The sequence below is a fragment of the Thalassospira sp. GO-4 genome (assembly GCF_023588965.1).
Classification (GTDB): Bacteria; Pseudomonadota; Alphaproteobacteria; order Rhodospirillales; family Thalassospiraceae; genus Thalassospira; species Thalassospira povalilytica.
Genome location: NZ_CP097807.1, coordinates 1,883,943 through 1,905,316, shown reverse-complemented (window position 1 = coordinate 1,905,316; position 21,374 = coordinate 1,883,943). Strand labels below are relative to the sequence as shown.

Here is a 21,374-nt window from a genome sequence, read left to right as displayed (position 1 = left end):
ATGGCAAAATTTGCCGTGCGCGTCCTGCTGGCGGTTGTAGTCGCGACCACCACGGCAATGTTGTTGCCCGTTAGCGGAATGCGCCCTGCAATGGCCCAGGTAGTGGATCCTGTTATCATCCGCTCCGGGCTGCATAGCGGTTATGGACGAATTGTTCTGCAATGGAACAAGCCGGTCAATTACAGCGCTGAAATCATCGGCAACCAGCTTGTCGTGCGTTTCGACGAACCGCTTGTGGCATCCTTGCGCGGTGTTTTGAACCCGGTTTCCAAATATGTTTCGGACGGCTTTTTTGATCCGGATGGCCGGACCGTTGCCTTTGTGCTGAGTGACGATTACGAAGTGCGCGCCTTTAATGTCGGCAGCAACGTCGTACTCGATATTCTTGACAAGCCACAGGCTGCACCAGCCCCGGCCCCCACACCGCCAACCCGGCCCGGTCCCGATCAAACACCGCAAATCACCCCGGCCCCGGTCAGTCCGGTTGAAACCGTTGCGACCGAAAATACGGCACCGGCGGCATCAGATGCAGCGGCGAACCTTCTTGATGTGCGGGTCGGCCGCCATCCGACATTTTACCGGCTGGTATTTGACTGGCCGAACCGGACCGATTACGCCCTTGAGGGCGATCAGGGGGCGCAAACCATTGCCTTTGACGCCCCGGCGCGGATTGATGCCACCGGTCTGTCACGCCGTCTGCCCGAAGGTGTCCGCATCCGTCAGGCTGCCACCAACCCGCTTGATGTTGTGATTGAAACAAATCCGGCCCGCCCACTGCGCCATTTCCGGTCCGGTAACAAGGTTGTGGTCGATATCATGGGCGCGCAGCGCGCCCCGGCGGCGGAAACGGCACAGACGCGTCCGACAAACCAGACGCGCGGCAATAACACGGCAACCGGGACGGATGCGCCAGCCGCCCCTGCCGCACCAAACGCACCGGCACCACAACCTGCCACCCAAACCGCCTCAGAGAACGCGACAGGGACCGGCACAGCTACATCAGATACCGCCGAAGCCCCCGTCGAGGCACAGGCAGCCGATGCCGCACAGACCGCAACCCCGGGCGCAAATGGCGAACCACAACAACAGGCAAGCATTGGCGACCTGTCGGTAACGGTCGAGCAGACGACAACGGAAATGACCCTTGGCTTCCCGTTCGGGCAGCAGGGTGGGGCGGCTGTCTGGTCGCGCGCCGGGTTCCTGTGGATGGCCTTTGATGTGCGGGCAAATCTTGATCTTGATACTGTCCGTCAGGAAGCTGCCCAGATCATCGGCGTGATCGAACAGATCGACAGCCCCTATGCCACGGTATTGCGCATGACCATCCCTGACGGGATTGGCCTTTACACCACACGAACCCCGACCGGGGACTGGCGTGTGACCCTGCAACAGGGCACCATGCAGCCGGTTGAAAAACTTGGCCCGTCGATCGAACTTGATGACCAGACCCGGGCGCGCCTGATTGTGCCGCTTGAAGATGTCGGACCGATCATTCCGATCGATGATCCCGAAGTCGGCGATACCTTGCGGGTCGTGACCACCACGCAATCGGGTTACGGCATTGAAGTTGCCCTGCGCTATCCGGAATTTGAAGTTCTGCCATCGGTGCAGGGCGTGGTCGTTGCCCCGATGAATGAAAGTGTTCAGGTTGCTGATCGCGACGACGGGCAGGCGGTTATTGTGACCGCGGCCGATGGTTTGAACATTTCGCCCGAAGGCGCACGGTTGCTGGCATCGGCCACCGGGGTCCGCGCCAGCACGGGTGACGGGCGCGAAGGCCTGATCTTTGATCTGGATACCTGGCGCCGGGGCGGCCTTGACAATTTCAATAAATCGATCCGCAAGTTGCGCCGTGAAATTGCAGAAAGCGGGGATGAACACCGCAACAAGGCCCGGCTTGATCTGGCGCAGTATTACATGGCCAATGGCCTTGGTCCCGAGGCCGACGCGGTTGTATCGGCCATGGAAGGTGACGATCCGCTGATTGCCCAGAAATTGCAGTTCCGCGCCCTTAAGGCCGCGGTCAAGTTCCTGGATCGCGATTATGCCGAAGCGGCCCGGTTGCTTGAGGACGAGCGCCTGCGTGCCATACCGGAAATGAAGCTGTGGCGGGCGGTGACCCTTGCGGCCCTTGGTCGTCCCAACGAAGGGGCGCGGGACCTGCTTGAAAGTTTCCATATTCTTGATTTCTATCCGCCGGAATTGCTGTCACGGCTGGGGCCGCTTGCGACCGAACAGGCGCTTATTGTCGGCAACCCGGATGCGGGTATGGATCTGATTGAAAAGATGCTGGTGACCGACGGGCTATCAGAATCCAAAATCATGGATGTGCAGTATCTCAAGGGGTTCTTCGAAGAAGAAGCCGGCGAACTTGAACAGGCCGTCGCAACTTGGGACCAGGTGGCCGAAGGCGACAACCGCAAAGCCCGCGCCCATGCGATCTTTGACCGCACGGAATTGCTAATGCGCTTGCAGCGCCTGACGGTGGAAGACGCGATTGAACAGCTTCAGCAACTGCGTTTTGCATGGCGTGGTGACGGGTTCGAGATGGCGTTGCTCAAACGGATTGGTGAACTTCAGATCGAGAACAAGGATTTCCGCGACGGGCTGAATACGCTTCGTCAGGTGGCGATCTTCTTCCCGAACAAGCCGGTCGCGGCCGAGGCCACCGACCTGATGCACAAGACGTTTGAAAATCTGTACCTTGGCGAGGACATCAACAATATCTCGGCGATCAAGGCGGTTGCCCTGTATGACGAGTTCCGCGAATTGACCCCGGCTGGCGACAAGGGCGATGAACTGATCCGGCGTCTTGCCGATCGCATGGTGGATGTCGAACTGTTTGAACGCGCCGAAAGCCTTCTGGAACATCAGGTCGATTTCCGCCTTCAGGGGGTGGAAAAGGCCCGGGTGGGCGCGCGCCTTGGTCTTGTCTATCTGCTTGACAGCAAACCCGAAGAAACCATTCGCGTTATTGATAACACCGACGATCCGGCGATATCCGAAGAACTGGCAACCCAGCGCCGCCATCTTAAGGCGCGTGCCTTGCTTGATACCGATCGCGGGGCAGAGGCCATCGCATCGCTTGAGGGTGATTTTTCCAAGAATGCGGAATTGCTGCGCGTCGATTATTACCGCCAAACCCGTGACTATATGTCTGCGGCGGAAACCTTCCAGCGTCTGGTTGGCGATGATGAAAAAAGCCCGACCGGCGAAATCAATGACGAACGGGCGCGCTATCTTTTGAACTGGGCGGTCAACCTTGCCATGGCGGGGCAGGAACGCACGCTTAACATGCTTAAACGCCGCTATGGCGAGGGCATGGCACAAAGCCCGTTTGCCGAGGCATTCAACCTGATCACGTCATCACCAACGCAGGGGTTGATTGACTATCGCACCCTTGCCGACAAGGTGGATGAGGTCGAAAACTTCCAGGGCTTCCTTGCGACCTATCGCGATCAGTTGGAAAAGTCGCAGCTTAGTGCTATAAATTAACGTTCGATAAATCTGTAACGTGGGTGAGCTTCGCCAAACTGTGGAGTTTGCGCCCGTTTTCTGCTGGTTTGAACGTGTGATTGCGAGTGTCGTGCTGTGATGGATCGTGCTCTTAAAATGGTCTATTACGATGAGGCGAATGTCGAAAAGGACATTTTCGCGCAGCTTTCGCTTGCCCAAAAGCATTTTCAGGGCGATGGCATGCCGCGTGACGAGTCCGCGACCCGTCGTATTCTTGACCAGATTCACCGTCAAAGCCGTGCGTTTGCCGCCGTTTGCTATGGCTATATGCGCAGCAAGGGACTCGGGGTTTCCGAAGACCTTGGCGAAGGCCAGCAATGGTACCGCGAAGCGGCTTACTGGTTCCACGAAGAAGCATCATCGGGCGAACCGATTTCGGCCAACAATCTTGGCTATCTCTATGCCAAGGGCCTTGGTGTTCAGGAAAATGCCGAGACCGCCGCGCACTGGTTCGAAGAAGCCATCGAATACGGATCGGTTGCAGCCCTTTATAATCTTGGTGTTTGCTATCTCAATGGCTGGGGCGTTGCACAGGATGATGAAAAGGCCATCGAATATTTCGAGCGCGCAAGCGATCTGAACGATCCGTCCGCGGCCAGTGTTCTTGCCTATCTTTATCTTGAAGGGCGCGGTGTGAACCGTGATCCGGCCAAGTCATTTGAATTCAACATGCGTGCCGCCCGTGCCGGCAGCATCGAAGCCGCATCCGCCCTTGGCTATGCGCTGGGTGTCGGGCTTGGTGCGGAACGCAATATTGCCGAAAGCATCAGCTGGTTTGAACTGGCCGCAAGCGAAGGCGATGCCTATGCGCAGGCCAATCTTGCGATGTATTTCTGTCATTCCCCGGAACTGAAACTGTTCAACCGGGGCTGGACGATGTTGATGAATGCCTGTGATCAGGGCGATGCATCTGCGAAATATCAGATGACGCAAATCCTGATCTTTGGGGTGCCGCATCGCGAACCCGATTATGCCAGTGCGCTTGATCTTGCCATGGATCTTGCCGAACTTGGCCATCCGGGCGGCTATCACCTGATCGGGGTCATGTATGAACATGGCCTTGGTGTGCCGGTTGATATGGCGCGATCTGCAAGCTGGTATGAACGTGCCGCGCGTAAGGGATCGTCGAATGGTCAGGCCGCACTTGGTCGGCTTTATGCGATCGGAAGCGGTGTCGAGCAGGATAATATTCTGGCTTATTACTGGCTGCGCATGTCCTCACCGACCGAAGGCAGTCAGGCCCAGCGTGAAATGGGGGCGATCCATGCCCGCATGACCGAACGCGAACGCCAGATCGCCGAAAAGTTTGTTGCCGACAACCCGGGGCCGCGCCGGGGCAGCTTTGGCCTGAAGCCGCTTGAACAGGATGTGTTCAAGGCTGCAAAACGGCGGTCCTGACAGGTTTCGCACATTGAGATTGTGCGCACCGCCATCTGGCAAAAGCCGGAGTGCCTGAGTCTAGGGAACCAATGGGCAAAGCCCGCAAAAAAGCCGCCAGCTTGTGCTTGGCGGCTTTTATAATTCCGGTGTCTTGTCTGTGGTTGGCAGGGGCTATGCGCCCGCTAACGGCCGAAACTTTCGACCAGCGATCCGGCAATCAGATACCAGCCATCAACCATCACAAAGAAAATCAGCTTGAAGGGCAGGGAAATGATGACCGGGGGCAACATCATCATGCCCATCGACATCAGGATACTGGCCACCACCATGTCGATGATCAGGAACGGAATGAATAACAGGAAGCCGATTTCAAAGGCGCGACGCAATTCACTGATCATGAAGGCCGGGATCAGCGACCGCAACGGAATGGTTTCGGGTGTCGTGACTTCAACCCCGGCCAGATTGACAAACAGCTGAAGATCGCGTTCGCGAACCTGGGTCATCATGAAATCATGAACCGGTTTGACGGACCGTTCGAACCCTTCGAATTCGTCAATATTGCCATTGATCATCGGTTCCAGCCCCTCGTCCCAGACGCGTTCAAGGGTCGGCATCATGATGAACAGGGTCAAAAACATCGCCAGACTGATCAGAACCTGGTTGGGCGGGGATTGCTGAATACCCAATGCCGTTCTGAGCAAACTCAGGACCACGATGATACGGGTAAAGGACGTCACCATCATCAGGATGGCCGGGGCGATGCTCAGAACCGTGATCAGGCCGATCAACTGGATCAAGCGCCCGGAGGATGTAACCCCCGGTCCATCGCCCAGATCAAAATTGAATGTCTGGGCCTGAACCGTGTCGCCACCGGCAAGCAATGCGATCATGGGGATCAGTGACCAGATCGCACATAACGTCAACCAGCGCGGCGCGCGCCATCCGGTTTTGGCCGGACGCGGGGCGGGGGGTGACGGGGAATGTTGCTCGGTGCGGCTCATGCAGGGTTTTTCCTGTCGTTGGGATCGGAATCCTGTGTGCTGTTGCTGTCGGTGGTGTGATCGGGGGCTATGTCGCTATCGATCAGATCGACAAAATGTGTGCCGATATTGCGTTCAATCACAGTATCGCCCTGCGGACCAAGCATCACCAGATGTTCGGTGTCATCACGCCGCAACAGAACCAGTCGTCTTTTGGTATCAACGGGAACAACTTCGACCACCGAAAGCCGGCGCTTTGCCCCGCGCCGGTTGATGTTACGCGCACCGGGGATGATGCGCCGCGCCACCAGCGCGAATATACCGATGATCCCCAGCACAAACACCAGGGCGGCAACAAACCGGTAATAGGCGCTTAATTCCATCAGGTATCTTTCCCCGTCAACACCCTGTAAAGGCCATCAGGCCCGACTGCCGGGCCATATCATGACCATTGGCTGCCTTTGATCATTCTGTTTACCGTGCCCCTTGCACGCAGGCAAGTTGCCATCGGCACAAATGGCTTGGCCGGGCCGTTTGAAATCAGTCCTTTGGCGGACTTTTTGCGGCCTGATAGCGGTTATTTCGTGCGTGCAGCCTGTGCATAGGCATTTGTTGCCTGTGCGGTATTGCTGATGCCGCGCAGCTGGCGTTGAATGTCGGAATATTCCTGCTGCATGTTGCTTTCGAGCTGGCCCAGTTCATCTGTCAGAGCCGCCAGCAACGGGGCAATTTCACGGCGTTGCTCGGTTCCCATCGCGCGGGCCTGATCACACAGATCGGCAATCCGGTGTTCAAGGGCCGAAAGTTCGACAACCTTGCCGTCTTCCAGATAACGCTGCCCGGTTCGGATCAGGGACAGAACGCGCTTGAGATCTTTCTTGAACTGATCGGGCTTGAATTGTTCAGGGCTCATGATTGGCCTTCCCCGTTGCGATCAAATGATGTCGTTGCCGCGACCTCGTCTTTCGGCTCGGTCTGGCTGCGTGACGAACCACCGTAAATGCGGTTGATCCGGTAGATATAGTTCAGAATTTCGGCGACCGCGGCAAAGGCCTCCAGCGGGATTTCGCTGTCGACATCCACGGCCATCAGAATTTCCGTCAGATCCGTATCCTTGCGGACCTTGATCCCGTTGGCAAAGGCGACTTGCAAGATCTGTTCCGCAACGCTGCCTTCGCCCTTGGCACTTAATATGGGGGCATTGTCACGCCCATGGGCATACCGAAGTGCAACGGCCTTCTGGCCGTGCTCGCCCGGTGCGGCAAGATTTTCCGTCTTGCTTGCCGGTGTATCGGTAATGTCATAGGTGGGCTTTTTCCCGCTCATAAGGCCCTTCAATTCAGGACACAGGTGCCTGGCTGTCATGATCAAGCGTCGACCATAGATCAAAGATGGTCAACAAATCGTTGTCGGCACAGCAGATCGCCAGCCACAACAAAATCAGTGATAAATGCCAAGTGAGAGCGAGATGAAGGTCAATATCCGGGCTACCTGCCTGGAAGATGACGGTGCCTGAAATCAGGCGATATGTTTGTCTTGCGCACCGGACATCCCGGCATTGCGTGGATTAATCAGCTGTTACCAACATTCTCGTCGGTATCTGATTCCTTGTCGCTGCTGCCCTTGGCAGGACTGTTTGATCCTCCGAGATGGCGGATGATGTCTTCGCTGACCGCAGCCGAACGGTTTTCTTCCTGAATACGGTCATAAAGTTCGCGTCGAAGAACCTGAACATCTTCGGGGAAAGTAAAGCCAAGCTTGACGGTCTTGCCACGGACCTCAACGACGGTGACTTCGATATTGTCGTCAATGACAACGGAGTCGCCGACTTTTCGTGTGAGATAGAGCATACAGTGTCCCGGTTTCGATAGATGGCAACCTCAATTTGCCAGATCGGTCACAATATGCCTGCTTTCAAACGCGGGGTCTAGTACCCGCCGTCAATTGCCCGCAATCCGGGGGATTTCAAAGCTCTTTCATTCTTTGGCACGCTTCATGCATCTCATTTGGCAGGATCATCAGGGGCGGCAAAATCAACCGTCCGGGCGATCCGGCCCCGATCAGGGCGATGGCGTTAACGTCGGCTTTACCCGCGCGATCAATACTCGAAAGCGCAGACAAGGAGCAGGAAATGGATATCGGCAAACTTGGCATGTTCGCCAATCTCAAGGAAAAGATGGACTGGCTCACCCAGCGCCAGGAAGTCATTGCGCAGAATATCGCCAACTCCGATACGCCGAACTACCGCGCCAATGATCTCAAGAAATTCGATCCGGACAATATCGGCCGTGACCGCCAGTTCATTCTGGCCATGCAGGCGACCACGCCGGGCCACAGCCAGGGTCTGAACAAACCGCAGAACTTCAAGGACGAGGAAGTGCGCAAGAACTACGAAGTCGCACCGGGTAAAAACGCCGTCATCCTTGAAGAACAGATGGTCAAGATGAACGAGAACCAGGTCGATTATCAGACCATGACCCGTCTGTATGCCAAACAGAAATCAATGTTCATTTCGGCCCTTGGCCGCGTGTAATCCAAGCATAGAGAGTTAGAAACATGGAACTTTACAAGGCTTTCAAAATCTCTGCTGCTGGCATGCGTGCCCAGGGTACCCGTCTGCGCATTGCCGCGGAAAACGTTGCCAACGCCGACAGCCTTCCGACCGCACCGGGCCAGGACCCGTACCGCCGCAAGCTTCTGACGTTCAAGAATGTCATGGACCGCGAAGTCGGTGTTGAAATGGTCAAGGTCAATAAGGTAATGCCAGACCGTTCCGATTTTGGTATGAAATACGAACCAAGCCATCCGGCAGCCAACGATCAGGGCTATGTTCAGACCCCGAATGTTGAAACGCTTGTCGAAATGATGGATATGCGCGAAGCCCAGCGGTCTTATGAGGCCAACCTCAATGTGATCCAGTCATCGCGCAGCATGTTGCTCAAGACCCTTGATATTCTGCAGTAAGCACGCGATATCAAGCAGGACTGAAGAAGTTTAAGGATTGATACCCATGGTCTCCAGCTTCAACGATGCCATTTCTGCCTACCGCAATGCGGCTGCGGGCAAGACCAATACCGTTGCGGAAACCGTAACCGGCACCGGCACGAAGGTGAACCCGGGGGAAAGTTTTGCCGACATGGTACGCGGTGCGGCACATGATGCCCACGCAACCATGGTCAATAGCGAACAGATGACCCAGAAGGCCATTACCGGGGATGCGGAACTTCATGAAGTGGTGACCGCCGTTTCGGCCGCCGAAGTCACCCTGCGCACGGTGGTCTCGGTCCGTGACAAGGCTGTGGAAGCATATCAGAGCATCCTGAACATGCCGGTCTGATCCCTGTGATCCCGGCCTGATAACGAAACCGCACGTAATTCGTGCGGTTTTTTGTTTGCCGATACCGGTTTGCCGATCAGGAAATCATGGCAATGGCCTTGCCAAATCCTGTATGAATAACAGTGGTACTTCAAGGTACTGCGTGAATGTGAAGGCGGGAAGACCAATGGATCAAGCTGAAATCATGGATGTGGCCTATGATGCAGTATGGACGCTGCTGAAGGTGACCACACCGCTGATGTTGATTGCGCTTGGGGTTGGTCTGATCATCGCGCTGTTTCAGGCCCTGACACAGATTCAGGAAATGACCCTGACCTTCGTTCCGAAAATCCTTGTGATTTTCATTGCACTTCTGGTGTTGCTGCCCTGGATGATTACGGAAATGACCGAATTCATGGGGCGTATGGTGGACCATTTCATTGGCCTGCCCAATTAGCGGCGAAACGCCGGGCTGACGCGTTGATGTAAGGCGGTCGAAGACATATGGATCTTCAGGAGCTTCTTACTCTTAATGTCTATGTTGTCCTGATGGCATTTGCCAGGGTCGGGGCGGCCTTTGCCTTTATGCCGGGCATCGGGGCACGCACGGTTCCGGCGCGCGCACGGCTGATTTTTGCCTTTTGGGTTGCGGTGGTCATCTCGCCGCTGGCAGGGCCGCTTTTCCCGCCGCAACCGGCCGATGCGCCGTCGCTTTTGCTGTTTATCGGCTATGAGGTTACGGTTGGCCTGTTCTTTGGCCTGTTTGGTCAGGTCATGATGGCCGGGCTTCAGACTGCCGGGTCGATCATTGCCTATTTGTCATCAATGGCAAACGCCTTTACCGCCGATCCATTATCGGGTGCGCAAAGTGCGGTAACCGGCAATTTCCTGATGCAGGTCGGGCTGGTTTTGCTGTTTGCGACCGGGATGGATCATCTGATGATCCAGGCGGTTTTTGAAAGCTATTCACTGTTTCCGCCGGGCGGGGTGCTGCCGGTCGGGGATATGAGCGAATTTTTCGCCAATGCACTCAATGACAGCTTCATCATCGCCGCCCAGTTATCCGCGCCGTTTCTGATTGTGGCGATCTGCTTGCAGATTGCGCTCGGCTTGCTGAACAAGCTGATGCCGCAATTGCCGGTATTCTTTGTGGCCATGCCGATTCAGATCGCGCTGGCCTTGCTTCTGTTGACCTTGGCCCTGCCATCCATGATGATGGTCTATCTCGGTTATTTCGAGAACGGGCTTGAGGCGTTTCTCAATCCCTAGGGCGGTACCGCGCAGCAAAGCGCGACTGTCCGTCAAGCACGGGTTAGCCAATGGCAGAAGAAGACGACAGCCAAAAGACAGAAGACCCCACAAGTAAAAAGCTTGAGGATGCCCGAAAAAAGGGTCAGGTGCCGGTTTCCAAGGAAGTCGGCAACTTCATGCTGTTGTTTGGTGGTGGTCTTGTCACAGTGATGATGGGCCCGACCATGGCCGAAAGCGTCCGTGATCTTGCTGTCGGCTTTATCGAACATCCGCACATGTATGATGTGTCCGATGCCGGGCTGCCTCTTTTGTTCAGGGATATCATTATCGGCATGCTCTGGGTGCTGGGCATTCCGTTTGTGCTGCTGGTGTTTTTTGCCGCGGCCGGGCATCTGGTGCAAAACGGCATCGTTGTTGCGGTTGAACGTATCGAACCCAAACCTGACAAGCTCAATCCCCTGAACGGGCTGAAAAACCAGTTTTCTCTCAAGACGCTGGTCGAATTCGCCAAGAATGTCAGCAAGATCGTTCTGGTCGGGGTGGTTCTGGCATTGGTCATCATGCCCGAAATGCTTGATATCGAACTCTATCCCCAGATGTCGCTGGGGCTGACCCTTGAACGGCTTTACGACATGATCGTGATCCTGCTGATCGCGACAATTTCACTGACGGCGGTGATTGCCGGGCTCGATTTCGCCTATCAGCGATACGAGTTCAACAAACAGATGAAAATGTCCAAGCAGGAGATCAAGGACGAATACAAACAGACCGAAGGCAGCCCGGAAATCAAGGCAAAGGTCCGCCAGATCAGAATGGAGCGCGCCCAGCAGCGCATGATGTCAAACGTTCCCAAGGCCGACGTCGTGATCACCAACCCGACGCACTATGCGGTGGCACTTCAATATGATGTCGGTGCGATGGCCGCCCCGGTCTGTGTCGCCAAGGGCCAGGACAATATCGCGCTTAAAATCCGCGAAGTTGCCGAAGAACACAACATCACCATCATGGAAAACCCGCCGGTCGCGCGTGCGCTGTTTGCAACCGTCGAGGTCGATCAGGAAATCCCGCCTGAACATTACAAGGCGGTTGCCGAAATCATTTCGTTCGTGTTCCGCCAAAAAGGCAAGAAGCTGGGCTAAGGCTGTTCATTCGACCGGCGTGTTGCCGGTTTCTTTCAGCTGCCTGTCATCTTTTTCTTCTAGAAAGTCGTTTGAAATTCCAGTCCGCGACGATCCCGATCAACCCGGTTGGCAAATTAGCGGTGTAGTTTGAAAAATAGAGTTCCCTTTGTTTCGTGCAGATATTATACGAATGGCAAGGGATGTTGTCCTTCTGTGCAGGGGCGGTAATGGGACTAACGGGGATTATGTAATGAAATTAAGGATTGCCGGGCAAATTGCCCTGTCGAATGCGATCATTGTGGTTATGTTGATCGTGGTCGCTGTTAGTATAGGGGTGCTGAACTCGGATGGCAGCAAGGCAACGCACGAAGCCGCCGAAATCGGGGTTGTCGCCAGTACCGATATTCCGCGCCTGATCAAAAGCATCGAAGGTGCGCGTTATAATGTGATCCAGGTTCAGCAATGGCTGACCGATATTTCGGCCACACGCGGACTTGATGGGCTGAATGACGGCTTTGACGAAGCCGAGGCCGCGGCAAAGGGATTGGCTGAAAACCTTGCGACCGCAAAGTCGCTTGCCGGCAAACTGGGGCAGTCCGAACTTCTCAGTTCGCTTGAGGCCGTCGATGCTGCCTTCCCGGCATATTACGCCGCAGGCAAGAAAATGGCGCAGGGCTACATTGATGGCGGCCCGGAAGTCGGCAACAAGATGATGGCGAATTTCGACGCCGAAGCGGCAAAGCTTGCCTCAGCCCTGGAAGTGGCAGTCGAAAACACCGATGCCTATGCGATCTCGGTCGAGACCGAACTGGTCGACAAGCTGGTGGCCCTGGATGAAAGCGTTCAGTCGATCTTCTGGCTGACGACCGGGGTGACGATTGCATCGATCGTGATCTGTGCGCTGATTGCCTGGGTAATGCATCGCCGGATTTCCAAGCCGGTCGCCGAAAGTGTCGGCATTCTGGCCAAGCTTGCCGATGGCAATTACGACCTGAAACTTCAGAAATCCGACCGCGGTGATGAGATCGGCGATCTTGTGCGGGTGATGCATATCTTCCGCGAGACCGGCGTGAATAACATCAAGATGCGCGATCAGCAGGAAGCCGATCGGAAAGAAGCCGAAAAACAGCGTCAGAAATCCCTGATGCAGATGGCTGAACGTGTCGAAAGCGAAACCCGTCGCGTTGTCGATACCATTTCGGGGCAGACCAACGAACTGGCCGATGCGGCACAGCGCATGTCGACATCTGCCGATCTGGTGCAGGGCAATTCCGAAACCGTGGCGTCGGCCTCAACCCAGGCACTGGCAACGGTCGAAGCCGTCGCTGGCGCGGGCGAAGAGCTTAATTCGTCGCTGGGTGAAATCAACAGCCAGATCGCGCGCGCCAACCGTGTCAGCGAAGACGCCGTCGAGGCAAGCCGGTCAACCGAAAGCACGGTTTCCCAACTGGCCGAAAGCGTGCGTGGCATTGGCGAGGTGGTCGAACTTATTTCCGGAATTGCCGAACAGACCAACCTGCTGGCTCTTAATGCCACGATTGAGGCCGCGCGCGCCGGGGATGCGGGCAAGGGCTTTGCCGTGGTGGCCCAGGAAGTCAAAAATCTGGCGACCCAGACCAGCCGGTCAACCGATGAAATCACCCGTCAGATCGCGGAAATTCAGTCGGTCACCGATTCTGCGGTGCATGCGGTGGCAACGATTGCCGAAAAAATCCACGAAATGGACGAAGTATCGACAGCAATCGCAGCCGCGGTTGAAGAACAAAGTGCTGCCACGGGCGAAATTGCCCGCAATGTCAGCGAAACGGCCGCCGCGTCGCGCGAAGTTTCCCTGCGCATCAGCGAAGTTTCAAGCGAGGCATCGGAAACCGGCCGAATGGCCGCCGAGGTCGGAACACTTGCCGATCAGGTTGCCGGTGCTGTGCGTGACCTGCGGCTTGTTCTGGTCGAAGTCGTTCGTACATCGACATCCGATGTCGATCGCCGCCGGTCAAAACGCCATCGCACCGCGATCGAGGCCGTGGTACGCCAAGGCAGCAATTCTTGCCGTGTGCGTCTTGAAAACGTCTCGGAAAAAGGGGCGTTGCTCCATACCGATGAAAACTTCGCCAAAAGCAGCAGGATCGAACTTGATCTGCCCGGGATTCCGGGGCCGGTTCGGGCAATTGTGCGAAATGTCGGGGATGGCAATGTCAGCGTTGAATTCGATGGCACCACACTTGACGAGGCACAGATCAAACGGATGGCCCGCTAGGCGCATGATCTGGCCGGGCTTGAAACAGCCTGTTTGCCAAACAATCTGAACAAAAGGCAGGGCCGGAAACGGTTCCTGCCTTTTTGCCGATGGCAGTCCGCACAGGGTGTCTTTTATGGTCGACCCGGTACAAAACCCGCCCGATGCGGGGGACAAAACTTGTCGGTAGCCAGTCGCGTGATAACCAGCTAAAAGTATAGACTATATTGATAAGTTATTGTCGTTAAAGGCGGTCGCGTGCTGTTTCGGGGGCTCATCCTTGCTGTAAGTGTCGCATTCGTTGCGTTTGTCTTTGTCCTGATGGATGTTCTGGCAAAGGCGGGCCTTGATGCGCGTTTAATGTGGATCATCGGTGCAATGGTTACCGGTGTGGCAATTATTGCCGTCGCAGCCCTTTCACTGTCGGCGCGCTGGCGCAATGGCGGGCATTCCGAACTTGGACCGCTGATCGCCGGTCTTGGCAAATCTGATATCGGTGTTGCGCTGATTGATGCCTATGGCCGGACGATTTATGCCAACCCGGCCTTTTCACGAAAACTTGGTATTGAACCGGGATCGGACATGTTGTCCGCACTTGAAGCGCGCCTGTCCTTCCTTGGCATTGGCAGTGAAGAACTGGCCGAATTGCGCACCCGTGCGATGCGCGGTGAAGGCGGTCAGATGTTTGTCGATCTGTCGCGTTCCGAAAAATTTGCAAGCCAGCCCGATGGTGAAACGCAAGCCCCGGCAACTGACGGGGCCGAAAATCCCGCCCTCGGTGATGACGCGGCTTCGGATGATAAAACACCATCCCGGGCAACCTGTTTGCGCATTTCCGTGGCCGAGGCCAATGCACGTGCCGGTCAGATGTTATGGACTGTTGACGGTGTCGATCCGTCGGTAATGGCGGATGCCGATGCATCGATGTTGTTGCCATCGGGGGAAAGCCCGTCTGCATTCGCGCTTTCGGCACCGGTTGCACCGGACCTTGTTGCCAATCTTCCGGTCTCGGCGGCCGCTGGTGGCTTTGAACATGCCGATCAGATGATCGAACGGCTGCCGGTCGGGGTCTGTGGCCTTGATGAAGAAGGCCGTATTCTTTATCTCAACCGCCGTCTGGCAAGCTGGCTTGGCGGTGAACCCGAAGACTTCAATAACGGCACCGTGGAACTGGCCGACCTTATCGTTGGTGACGGCATCAATGGCGAGGTCAAATTCAAGGTTGCCGGGGGCGAACCGATCCGGTGCTTTGTCACCCATTCGATCAATGCGCCGGGCACTGGTCCGGTTCGCAGTCAGGCCGTGATCTTCCCTGATCCGATGCCCGCCCATGAATGGGAACATGCCCTGGCCGAAACCGAACGTCGGGTGCGCTGGTTCTTTGATGAAAGCCCGCTTTCGATTGTTCTGGCCGACATGTCGGGCACGGTTACCGACGCCAACCGCGCCTTTATCGAAACCGCCGGGCAGAACCATGCCAATGTGGTCGGGCGTTCGATCCTTGAACTGATTGTTCCCGAAGACCGCGACGAAGTGGCGCGTTATTTGTCCAAGGCCGTGATGGGCATGGGCAAGGGCGGTCAGATCGAAGCCCGTCTTGCGGGTGCGCGCGGCGTTGCAGCCCAGATTTATCTGCAACGGGTTGCGGGTCGTTCGGGCGAAGCAGGCGCGCTGCTTCTGAACTTCCTTGATACGACCGAACAGAAGAATCTTGAGGAACAATTTGCCCAGTCCCAGAAAATGCAGGCTGTCGGCCAGCTTGCCGGCGGGGTGGCGCATGATTTCAACAACCTTCTGACGGCGATGATCGGGTTCTGTGATCTGTTGTTGTCGCGCCACGGGCCGGGTGATCCGAGCTTTGCCGACATCATGCAGATCAAACAGAATGCCAATCGTGCTGCCAACCTTGTCCGGCAGCTTTTGGCATTCTCGCGTCGTCAGACCCTTCAGCCGAAAATCATCAATATCACCGATGCGCTGGCTGAAATGTCGAACCTGCTGCGCCGCCTGATCGGCGAAAAGATCGATCTCAAGGTCAGTCACGGGCGCGATATCGGTTTGGTAAAGGTCGATCCGGGCCAGCTTGATCAGGTGATCATTAACCTTGTCGTCAATGCGCGCGATGCCATGGCCGGCGAAGGCGGAACTTTGACGGTTCAGACCAGCAGCGAAATTGTTGATGAACCGACCGCAACCGGCACCGAAATCATCCCGCCGGGCGATTATATCGGCATCAAGGTCACCGATACCGGTATCGGTATCCCCAAGGACAACCTGACGCGGATTTTCGAACCCTTCTTCTCGACCAAGCAACGCGGCGAGGGAACGGGTCTTGGTCTTTCGACGGTTTACGGCATCGTCAAGCAGACCGGCGGCTTTATTGCGGTCAACAGCGAAGAAGGCAAAGGCACGACCTTTACCATCTATCTGCCGCGCTATGAGGCAACCGAACAGGAACTTGCCGAAACCCAGGCGGTCACCGAAGAAGCCCCGTCACGCGATCTGACCGGAACCGGTGCGATCCTTCTGGTCGAGGATGAGGATGCCGTGCGCACATTCGGCGCGCGCGCCCTGCGCAGCAAGGGCTATGACGTGCTTGAAGCCAATAACGGCGACAACGCGCTTGAGGTCCTGAATAACACCGACAAGACGATTGATCTGGTGATTTCCGATGTCGTGATGCCGGGCATCGATGGCCCGACACTTGTCCGCATGCTGCGTGAAAAGAAACCCGAACTCAAAGTCATCTTCATTTCCGGTTACGCCGAAGATACCTATCGCGACGAACTGGACGAAGAAAACGGTGTTCACTTCCTGCCCAAGCCCTTCTCGCTCAAGGATCTGGCCACCAAGGTCAAGGAAGTGCTTTAGCGAAAGCCCAAAGTTGATCCCTGTACATAGCTGTTTGCCTGCTATCGTTTAGGTCAATCACTTTGATTTCTTCGGACAGATACTCTTTAAATGCTTTGTCCAGTGTTACTAGACATGCATTTTCGATTTTCGCAATACAGGCAAAAATCAGGTCAGCCCCGCGTAGTCTATCGAAGCCTTTTTTTGCGAAAAGTGGATATGCCTTTGAAATGAGATTTTCATCAATGGGGTATATCTCTTCGTGGTCGCCGAGCATGTAAAATTCGCGCAAAAACCTTTGATTGTCTCTATTTTTTGATGAAGCTGTCGCATTGACCTCAAAGATCGCGATTGACGGAATAATGTTCACGTATTTTTCGGTGAAAACCTCGTCAGATAAATCTCTCCACAAACTGTATGCCGGAGAGTAACCGCTCTCATTACCTTCTTTAATGTTAACGATTGCAGAGCTATCCCAAACAAGTTTTAACAATGCTTTGGTCTCCACTGTCAGGTACTGAAAAAAGAGAACAATCATAATAGATTGGGATAGTTGCGAGGCAAGGAGAGGCTGCAAACGAATATAATTACGCAGCAAGATAAAATGCCGACGCCCCGTAAAGGGCCAGTACCACAAAGCTTTCCCAGCCAATATTGGCAATGCCGCGCCGTTCGCGGTTGAGCATCCCCAATAGCAACACGCCGCTCATCAATATGACCAGTGCGATGGTAAAGACGTGCTGTTGGCTAAAGGCCGCATAGATTGATCCTTCGCGATAGGCGATGTCTGATGCCGCCAGAAACAGTACGTCAAAGGCGTTGCCGCCGATAATGTCCCCAACAGCCAGATTGACCGCCCCCATGCGCACCGCCGCAATTGCAGAGACAAATTCCGGGAAGGACGTTGAAATTGCGGTCAGGAAGGTGCCAACAGCGGTTTCGCTGATATCTGTCACGGCAACAATCGCAAGCCCGGCCTGACCGATAATGTGGCCGGCAACGGCTGTTACAAGCGCAAAGGCAAGAAATTCGCCCCACAGTCGCGCGGTGCTTTCGGGGTGGGTATCGGCGCTGTCATGTTTGGCGTCTTCTTCGGTCAGATCGGTTTTCTTGGGAAGCCACATCGGTTCATCACGGATTGCCGATAAAAGATTAAGGCCAAGCGGATAGATCACCAGAAGCAGGATGGATGCCGGATGAATGTGAAAAATCATCCAGTCCGGCCCGGCATAGGCCAAAAGCGGCAAGGACAGCATGCTGAGCAAAAGGGTGGTCTGGGCAAGGCCGGTGGCGCTGGCCGCGGCATGTTCAAGATTGCCTTTGCGATAAAACAGATCGGCAATCGCCAGAAACGTCGTCTGGGCCGCAATCCCGCCAAGCGCATTGCCAATCGCAAGATCGGTATGCCCCTGCCAGGCGGTGGTCACAGATAACACACTGCCCGGCAGGCTGGTCGACATGCCGACAAACAGGGCACCGGCGATGATTTGTCCCATGCCGGTGCGCTCAGCCAGTTTGACGGCGATACTGGCCAGTCGGGTACCGGCAAAAATGATGATCAATGTGCAGACCGTAAAGGTCGCGACGATAACGCCGAGCGACTGCTGACCAAGGTCAAAGGGCATGCAATGCTTTCCGTGATCAAAGAAGACTACAATATGTAACTTCCGACAGGGTAGCTTGTTCCACGGCTGCTGTCTTTGCGTTGGCTCAGGGGATTTCAGGAACGCTTGGCCGCGGCCGCATCCAGGCCGGCACAAGATTAAGAACAAGCGCACATCCCGCCATGATCGTGATCCCGCCGACAAGCTGCATAGGCGAAAGCCTTTCGCCCAATGCCGTGGCACCGATCAGCACCGCAATCACGGTAACCAGAAATTCGACACTGATCGCGCGGGTCGGACCGATTGATGCCACCAGCCGGAAATAGACGATATAGGTGCAAACACTCATCAAACAGGCGGCAATGATCAGATACAAATAGTCCATGGCAACCGGAATGCGTTCAAGTGGCACGGCAAAGATCATCGGCAAGGTCACGATCCCGCCAAACAGAAACGCACCGATTGTGGTTTCCCAGTTGCCGCTTTGGCGCAAATGACGGCTGGCATAATTGCTGCCAAAGGCCGCGCACAGGGCCGACAGGATCGATGCCACGCAGCCAAGGACAAATTCCGGTGTGACGGCAACCGCGGGAAACCCGACCAGAAGCACAATCCCGCCAATGCCAAGTGCCAGACCGGCGAAACCTTGTTTGCTTGCGCGTTCAATGCCCCAGAACTGACTGATGATCATGGAAAAAAGCGGGATGGCCGCGACAAATATCGCCGTCATCGCCGTTCCGATGCGCGGTGCGGCATAGGACAACCCGATCAGCTGTCCGGCAACGGTGGTCGCCCCGACAATGGCAAAGGGCCGCCAGCCCGCACTGAAATCAAGTTTGCGACGGCAAAGCCTGGCAACCAGGTAAAGCGACCCGGCCGCAATCAGGGCGCGGAATGTTACCGCCCCGACCCAGCCAAAGGCATCAACAACCTTTACGACGACAAGAAACGAAAGTCCCCACACGACGGCAAGGAACAGATAGCGGGCGATATCCCCTGGTTTCATTTGTGATGTACTTAAAACGGGGCGTGGGCATCCTTTGTCGATGCGCAGGCGATGTTGACGGGAAATCGGGTGGTGGCTGTTAGCAGGTGGCGCGGAGGCCCGATATTCCGGCTGACCGCGGGCCTGATGGTGCGACCGGCATCGTTTCCGGTCAAGCGCGAAATGCACGTCCGGGATGCAAAAGTTCCCTTAAGCCTATAGGCAAACCGGGCAATCCTGAGTATCGTCTCAGACAACAGACCAAAAAGGTCTGACAAACAAGGTTTTCATCCGGAATGGAAACCGATTGCGGAGTGGGCGGCATACCGGTATCGGGTGCCGTAATGGGAATTTATGGCAGTCGTCATTTGCGATGGGTCGCATCGACCTTGGGGCTTGTGCGCGCATCTTTTGCGCGGATTTATCCTGTCCGTTCTTTTGGTCCCGTCCGTACAGGCAAAGGATGCCTGTCTTCGGATTGCAATGCCCGAAATTCATGTCAGCCCGGAGAATATGGCGCAATATCGCCGCGTGATGGCGGATGCCGGACTGTGTGTCGAACCCGCATCACTGCCACAGATCCGGGCGGTTGCGGCCCTGCGGGCGGGTAAGATTGACGGGGTGTTTGCCGGACAGGATGATTTCCCCGAACTTGTTGATATTCCGGTGGTCCCCGGCGAGGTCGTCCTTGGGAAATTGCCGGGACTTCTGATTGTGCGCAAAGGCCCGGTCACCGGATTTGATGATTTGACCAATGAAGTTCTGGGCGTGCCGCTTGGCGCGACCTGGCCCAGAAAGCTGATTGCGGGCTATGCCAATATTGTCCGGGTGCCGCGCGGGGCGGAAATGTTAAAGGAAATGCTTCGCGAAGGGCGGATCGATGCGATGTTGCTTGATGGTTATTCCCTGAATTGGGCTGGCGGGGTGCCTGATGGCTATAACGCCATACCCGTGGCAACGATCACGGTTCACAGCTGGCTGCGTGCGGAATTTGCCGAACATATCCCGAAATTCGATCAGGGAACGCGGGCCTATCTCAAGGCTGTGCAGGAAGAAGAATAGGCAAGGCCATGCGTGATGTGAAACAACCGGACCGGATCACCAGAATACAAGAAATGCCGCCCGCGTGCCGGTGTTTGACACCCGGCATATTTGCGGAAAATCCAAAAAGCCGTGGGGGTAGGAATGGCGCGTGATCTGAATTTCAAGGTGTTCAGGGCCTGTCTGTTTGCCGTCGGCTTCGGATTGGCCGGGCTTAGCAGTTTGTTGATGTCATCCGGTGCGCGGGCTGATGAATTCTGTCTTCGCATGGCGATGCCCGAAGTCACCCGTGATGCCGTTGGTGTCGAAGCCTATCGCCGGGCCATGGCCGATGCCGGGCTTTGTATTATTCCGGTATCAATGCCCAATGCGCGTTCCGTGGTTGCCATGCGCAATGGCGAAGTCGATGGTGTATTTGCCGGTCTTGATGATTTTGCCGAACAGGTCGGTCGTCCGCTGATCCGTGGGGATCTTCCGGTCGGGGCGGTATCTGGCGTGCTGGTTGTACGCGACGGCGATATCAAATCGCTTGATGATCTGACCGATCAGGCGGTGGGGATCTGGCTTGGTTCAAGCTGGGCTGAAAAGCTGATGGCGGGTTACCCTAATGTGATGCGCTGTCCGGCCGGTCCCGAAATGATGCAGGAACTGATGCGTGCCGGGCGGCTTGATGCCATGCTGATCAATGAATTTTCGCTGATCCTGACGGGCGGCTTGCCCGATGGCTTTGTGTCGATCCCGGTGATGGAACTTGAAGTCTATACTTGGCTGCGTGCCGAATTTTCCGACTATTTGCCACTTATTGAAAAAGGCAATCAGGCCTATGTCGATATCCTGAAGAAATGGCGGAAAAAGGCATCATGATGCCCGGCGCGTGACGGGGACGAAAAATTCGAAAATGTTTGTTTAGATTTCTTGTATATGTCTTTTCTTTTTATCTATAGTTGATCAGCACAGCAGACGGAAAAACGGTGGCTGTGCGTTAAAATGAACAATGAAGAATTCCGGTCATGACAAGGTGACCGGCACAACAGGCGAGGCCCGGTATCGGCACAAGGTTCATCAAAGAATCAGGCGTGATATCGGCTTGGGGGTTT

At 55.6% G+C, this 21,374-nt stretch carries 20 protein-coding genes; 12 read left to right on the top strand and 8 right to left on the bottom strand.

The window, feature by feature from the left end; translation table 11 throughout:
• Window positions 1-3,495, top strand: a complete 3,495-nt coding sequence (locus tag M9H61_RS08955) for a hypothetical protein (RefSeq protein ID WP_250284675.1) — start codon at window positions 1-3, stop codon at window positions 3,493-3,495.
• Window positions 3,496-3,594: 99 nt separating this feature from the next.
• Window positions 3,595-4,914, top strand: a complete 1,320-nt coding sequence (locus M9H61_RS08950; RefSeq protein WP_068517459.1) for an SEL1-like repeat protein — start codon at window positions 3,595-3,597, stop codon at window positions 4,912-4,914.
• Between the two features lie 164 nt (window positions 4,915-5,078).
• Here M9H61_RS08950 and fliP read toward each other — a convergent pair whose 3' ends face one another.
• The 5 genes from fliP to csrA all read right to left on the bottom strand — a co-directional run bounded on the left by fliP (window position 5,079) and on the right by csrA (window position 7,726).
• The gene (gene fliP, locus M9H61_RS08945) at window positions 5,079-5,786 is read right to left on the bottom strand and encodes a flagellar type III secretion system pore protein FliP (RefSeq protein WP_068517636.1); all 708 of its coding nucleotides are present in this window, start codon (window positions 5,784-5,786) and stop codon (window positions 5,079-5,081) included.
• Between the two features lie 107 nt (window positions 5,787-5,893).
• On the bottom strand, window positions 5,894-6,259 hold the full coding sequence (locus M9H61_RS08940; protein ID WP_068517460.1) for a flagellar biosynthetic protein FliO: 366 nt from the start codon (window positions 6,257-6,259) through the stop codon (window positions 5,894-5,896).
• 194 nt (window positions 6,260-6,453) lie between these two features.
• Window positions 6,454-6,789: a hypothetical protein gene (locus M9H61_RS08935; protein WP_068517461.1), complete on the bottom strand. Its 336-nt coding sequence runs from the start codon at window positions 6,787-6,789 to the stop codon at window positions 6,454-6,456.
• Entirely contained in the window at window positions 6,786-7,202 is a 417-nt protein-coding gene (locus M9H61_RS08930) for an EscU/YscU/HrcU family type III secretion system export apparatus switch protein (RefSeq protein ID WP_068517462.1), read from the bottom strand. The genes M9H61_RS08935 and M9H61_RS08930 overlap by 4 nt, the downstream gene beginning before the upstream one ends.
• Before the next feature lie 245 nt (window positions 7,203-7,447).
• Window positions 7,448-7,726 carry a carbon storage regulator CsrA gene (gene csrA, locus M9H61_RS08925; RefSeq protein WP_068517463.1) on the bottom strand — a complete coding sequence of 93 codons (279 nt, stop codon included), beginning with the start codon at window positions 7,724-7,726 and terminating at the stop codon, window positions 7,448-7,450.
• Between the two features lie 281 nt (window positions 7,727-8,007).
• Between csrA and M9H61_RS08920 the strand changes: the two genes are divergently transcribed.
• The 8 genes from M9H61_RS08920 (at window position 8,008) to M9H61_RS08885 (ending at window position 16,668) form a co-directional block, all read left to right on the top strand.
• Window positions 8,008-8,409, top strand: a complete 402-nt coding sequence (locus M9H61_RS08920; RefSeq protein WP_068517464.1) for a flagellar basal body protein — start codon at window positions 8,008-8,010, stop codon at window positions 8,407-8,409.
• Between the two features lie 23 nt (window positions 8,410-8,432).
• Window positions 8,433-8,840, top strand: coding sequence for a flagellar basal body rod protein FlgC (flgC, locus tag M9H61_RS08915; protein ID WP_044829525.1), 408 nt, complete (start codon window positions 8,433-8,435; stop codon window positions 8,838-8,840).
• Between the two features lie 46 nt (window positions 8,841-8,886).
• A complete protein-coding gene (fliE, locus tag M9H61_RS08910; RefSeq protein WP_068517465.1) occupies window positions 8,887-9,213 on the top strand; it encodes a flagellar hook-basal body complex protein FliE in 327 nt (108 codons plus the stop codon).
• A gap of 166 nt (window positions 9,214-9,379) precedes the next feature.
• Window positions 9,380-9,649 (top strand): flagellar biosynthesis protein FliQ, encoded by a 270-nt coding sequence (gene fliQ / locus M9H61_RS08905; protein WP_068517466.1) that lies wholly within the window; start codon window positions 9,380-9,382, stop codon window positions 9,647-9,649.
• A gap of 47 nt (window positions 9,650-9,696) precedes the next feature.
• Window positions 9,697-10,461 (top strand): flagellar biosynthetic protein FliR, encoded by a 765-nt coding sequence (gene fliR / locus M9H61_RS08900; protein ID WP_068517467.1) that lies wholly within the window; start codon window positions 9,697-9,699, stop codon window positions 10,459-10,461.
• A 50-nt stretch (window positions 10,462-10,511) separates the two neighbouring features.
• On the top strand, window positions 10,512-11,582 hold the full coding sequence (gene flhB, locus M9H61_RS08895; RefSeq protein ID WP_250284673.1) for a flagellar biosynthesis protein FlhB: 1,071 nt from the start codon (window positions 10,512-10,514) through the stop codon (window positions 11,580-11,582).
• A gap of 232 nt (window positions 11,583-11,814) precedes the next feature.
• Complete coding sequence (locus M9H61_RS08890) at window positions 11,815-13,818, top strand: methyl-accepting chemotaxis protein (protein WP_250284671.1); 2,004 nt, start codon at window positions 11,815-11,817, stop codon at window positions 13,816-13,818.
• 237 nt (window positions 13,819-14,055) lie between these two features.
• Window positions 14,056-16,668 (top strand): PAS domain-containing sensor histidine kinase, encoded by a 2,613-nt coding sequence (locus M9H61_RS08885; RefSeq protein ID WP_250284669.1) that lies wholly within the window; start codon window positions 14,056-14,058, stop codon window positions 16,666-16,668.
• On the opposite strand, the gene M9H61_RS08880 is transcribed toward M9H61_RS08885, so the two are convergent.
• The 3 genes from M9H61_RS08880 to M9H61_RS08870 all read right to left on the bottom strand — a co-directional run bounded on the left by M9H61_RS08880 (window position 16,652) and on the right by M9H61_RS08870 (window position 19,257).
• Window positions 16,652-17,245, bottom strand: coding sequence for a PIN domain-containing protein (locus M9H61_RS08880; protein WP_250284667.1), 594 nt, complete (start codon window positions 17,243-17,245; stop codon window positions 16,652-16,654). The genes M9H61_RS08885 and M9H61_RS08880 overlap by 17 nt on opposite strands.
• Window positions 17,235-18,272: a sodium:calcium antiporter gene (locus M9H61_RS08875; RefSeq protein ID WP_250284664.1), complete on the bottom strand. Its 1,038-nt coding sequence runs from the start codon at window positions 18,270-18,272 to the stop codon at window positions 17,235-17,237. Before M9H61_RS08875 ends, M9H61_RS08880 begins: the two co-directional genes overlap by 11 nt.
• Before the next feature lie 85 nt (window positions 18,273-18,357).
• Window positions 18,358-19,257, bottom strand: a complete 900-nt coding sequence (locus tag M9H61_RS08870; protein WP_250284663.1) for a DMT family transporter — start codon at window positions 19,255-19,257, stop codon at window positions 18,358-18,360.
• 333 nt (window positions 19,258-19,590) lie between these two features.
• Here M9H61_RS08870 and M9H61_RS08865 point away from each other — a divergent pair, with 333 nt between their 5' ends.
• Both M9H61_RS08865 and M9H61_RS08860 read left to right on the top strand, forming a co-directional pair.
• The gene (locus M9H61_RS08865; protein ID WP_250284661.1) at window positions 19,591-20,298 is read left to right on the top strand and encodes an ABC transporter substrate-binding protein; all 708 of its coding nucleotides are present in this window, start codon (window positions 19,591-19,593) and stop codon (window positions 20,296-20,298) included.
• A gap of 123 nt (window positions 20,299-20,421) precedes the next feature.
• A complete protein-coding gene (locus M9H61_RS08860; protein WP_250284659.1) occupies window positions 20,422-21,141 on the top strand; it encodes a hypothetical protein in 720 nt (239 codons plus the stop codon).
• Window positions 21,142-21,374 lie beyond the last annotated feature (233 nt).

Coding starts and splice junctions, on each gene's coding strand:
- M9H61_RS08955 (WP_250284675.1), top strand. CDS start 1: ATGGCAAAATTTGCCGTGCGCGTCCTGCTGGCGGTTGTAGTCGCGACC.
- M9H61_RS08950 (WP_068517459.1), top strand. CDS start 3,595: ATGGATCGTGCTCTTAAAATGGTCTATTACGATGAGGCGAATGTCGAA.
- fliP (WP_068517636.1), bottom strand. CDS start 5,786: ATGATCGCATTGCTTGCCGGTGGCGACACGGTTCAGGCCCAGACATTC.
- M9H61_RS08940 (WP_068517460.1), bottom strand. CDS start 6,259: ATGGAATTAAGCGCCTATTACCGGTTTGTTGCCGCCCTGGTGTTTGTG.
- M9H61_RS08935 (WP_068517461.1), bottom strand. CDS start 6,789: ATGAGCCCTGAACAATTCAAGCCCGATCAGTTCAAGAAAGATCTCAAG.
- M9H61_RS08930 (WP_068517462.1), bottom strand. CDS start 7,202: ATGAGCGGGAAAAAGCCCACCTATGACATTACCGATACACCGGCAAGC.
- csrA (WP_068517463.1), bottom strand. CDS start 7,726: ATGCTCTATCTCACACGAAAAGTCGGCGACTCCGTTGTCATTGACGAC.
- M9H61_RS08920 (WP_068517464.1), top strand. CDS start 8,008: ATGGATATCGGCAAACTTGGCATGTTCGCCAATCTCAAGGAAAAGATG.
- flgC (WP_044829525.1), top strand. CDS start 8,433: ATGGAACTTTACAAGGCTTTCAAAATCTCTGCTGCTGGCATGCGTGCC.
- fliE (WP_068517465.1), top strand. CDS start 8,887: ATGGTCTCCAGCTTCAACGATGCCATTTCTGCCTACCGCAATGCGGCT.
- fliQ (WP_068517466.1), top strand. CDS start 9,380: ATGGATCAAGCTGAAATCATGGATGTGGCCTATGATGCAGTATGGACG.
- fliR (WP_068517467.1), top strand. CDS start 9,697: ATGGATCTTCAGGAGCTTCTTACTCTTAATGTCTATGTTGTCCTGATG.
- flhB (WP_250284673.1), top strand. CDS start 10,512: ATGGCAGAAGAAGACGACAGCCAAAAGACAGAAGACCCCACAAGTAAA.
- M9H61_RS08890 (WP_250284671.1), top strand. CDS start 11,815: ATGAAATTAAGGATTGCCGGGCAAATTGCCCTGTCGAATGCGATCATT.
- M9H61_RS08875 (WP_250284664.1), bottom strand. CDS start 18,272: ATGCCCTTTGACCTTGGTCAGCAGTCGCTCGGCGTTATCGTCGCGACC.
- M9H61_RS08870 (WP_250284663.1), bottom strand. CDS start 19,257: ATGAAACCAGGGGATATCGCCCGCTATCTGTTCCTTGCCGTCGTGTGG.
- M9H61_RS08865 (WP_250284661.1), top strand. CDS start 19,591: ATGGCAGTCGTCATTTGCGATGGGTCGCATCGACCTTGGGGCTTGTGC.
- M9H61_RS08860 (WP_250284659.1), top strand. CDS start 20,422: ATGGCGCGTGATCTGAATTTCAAGGTGTTCAGGGCCTGTCTGTTTGCC.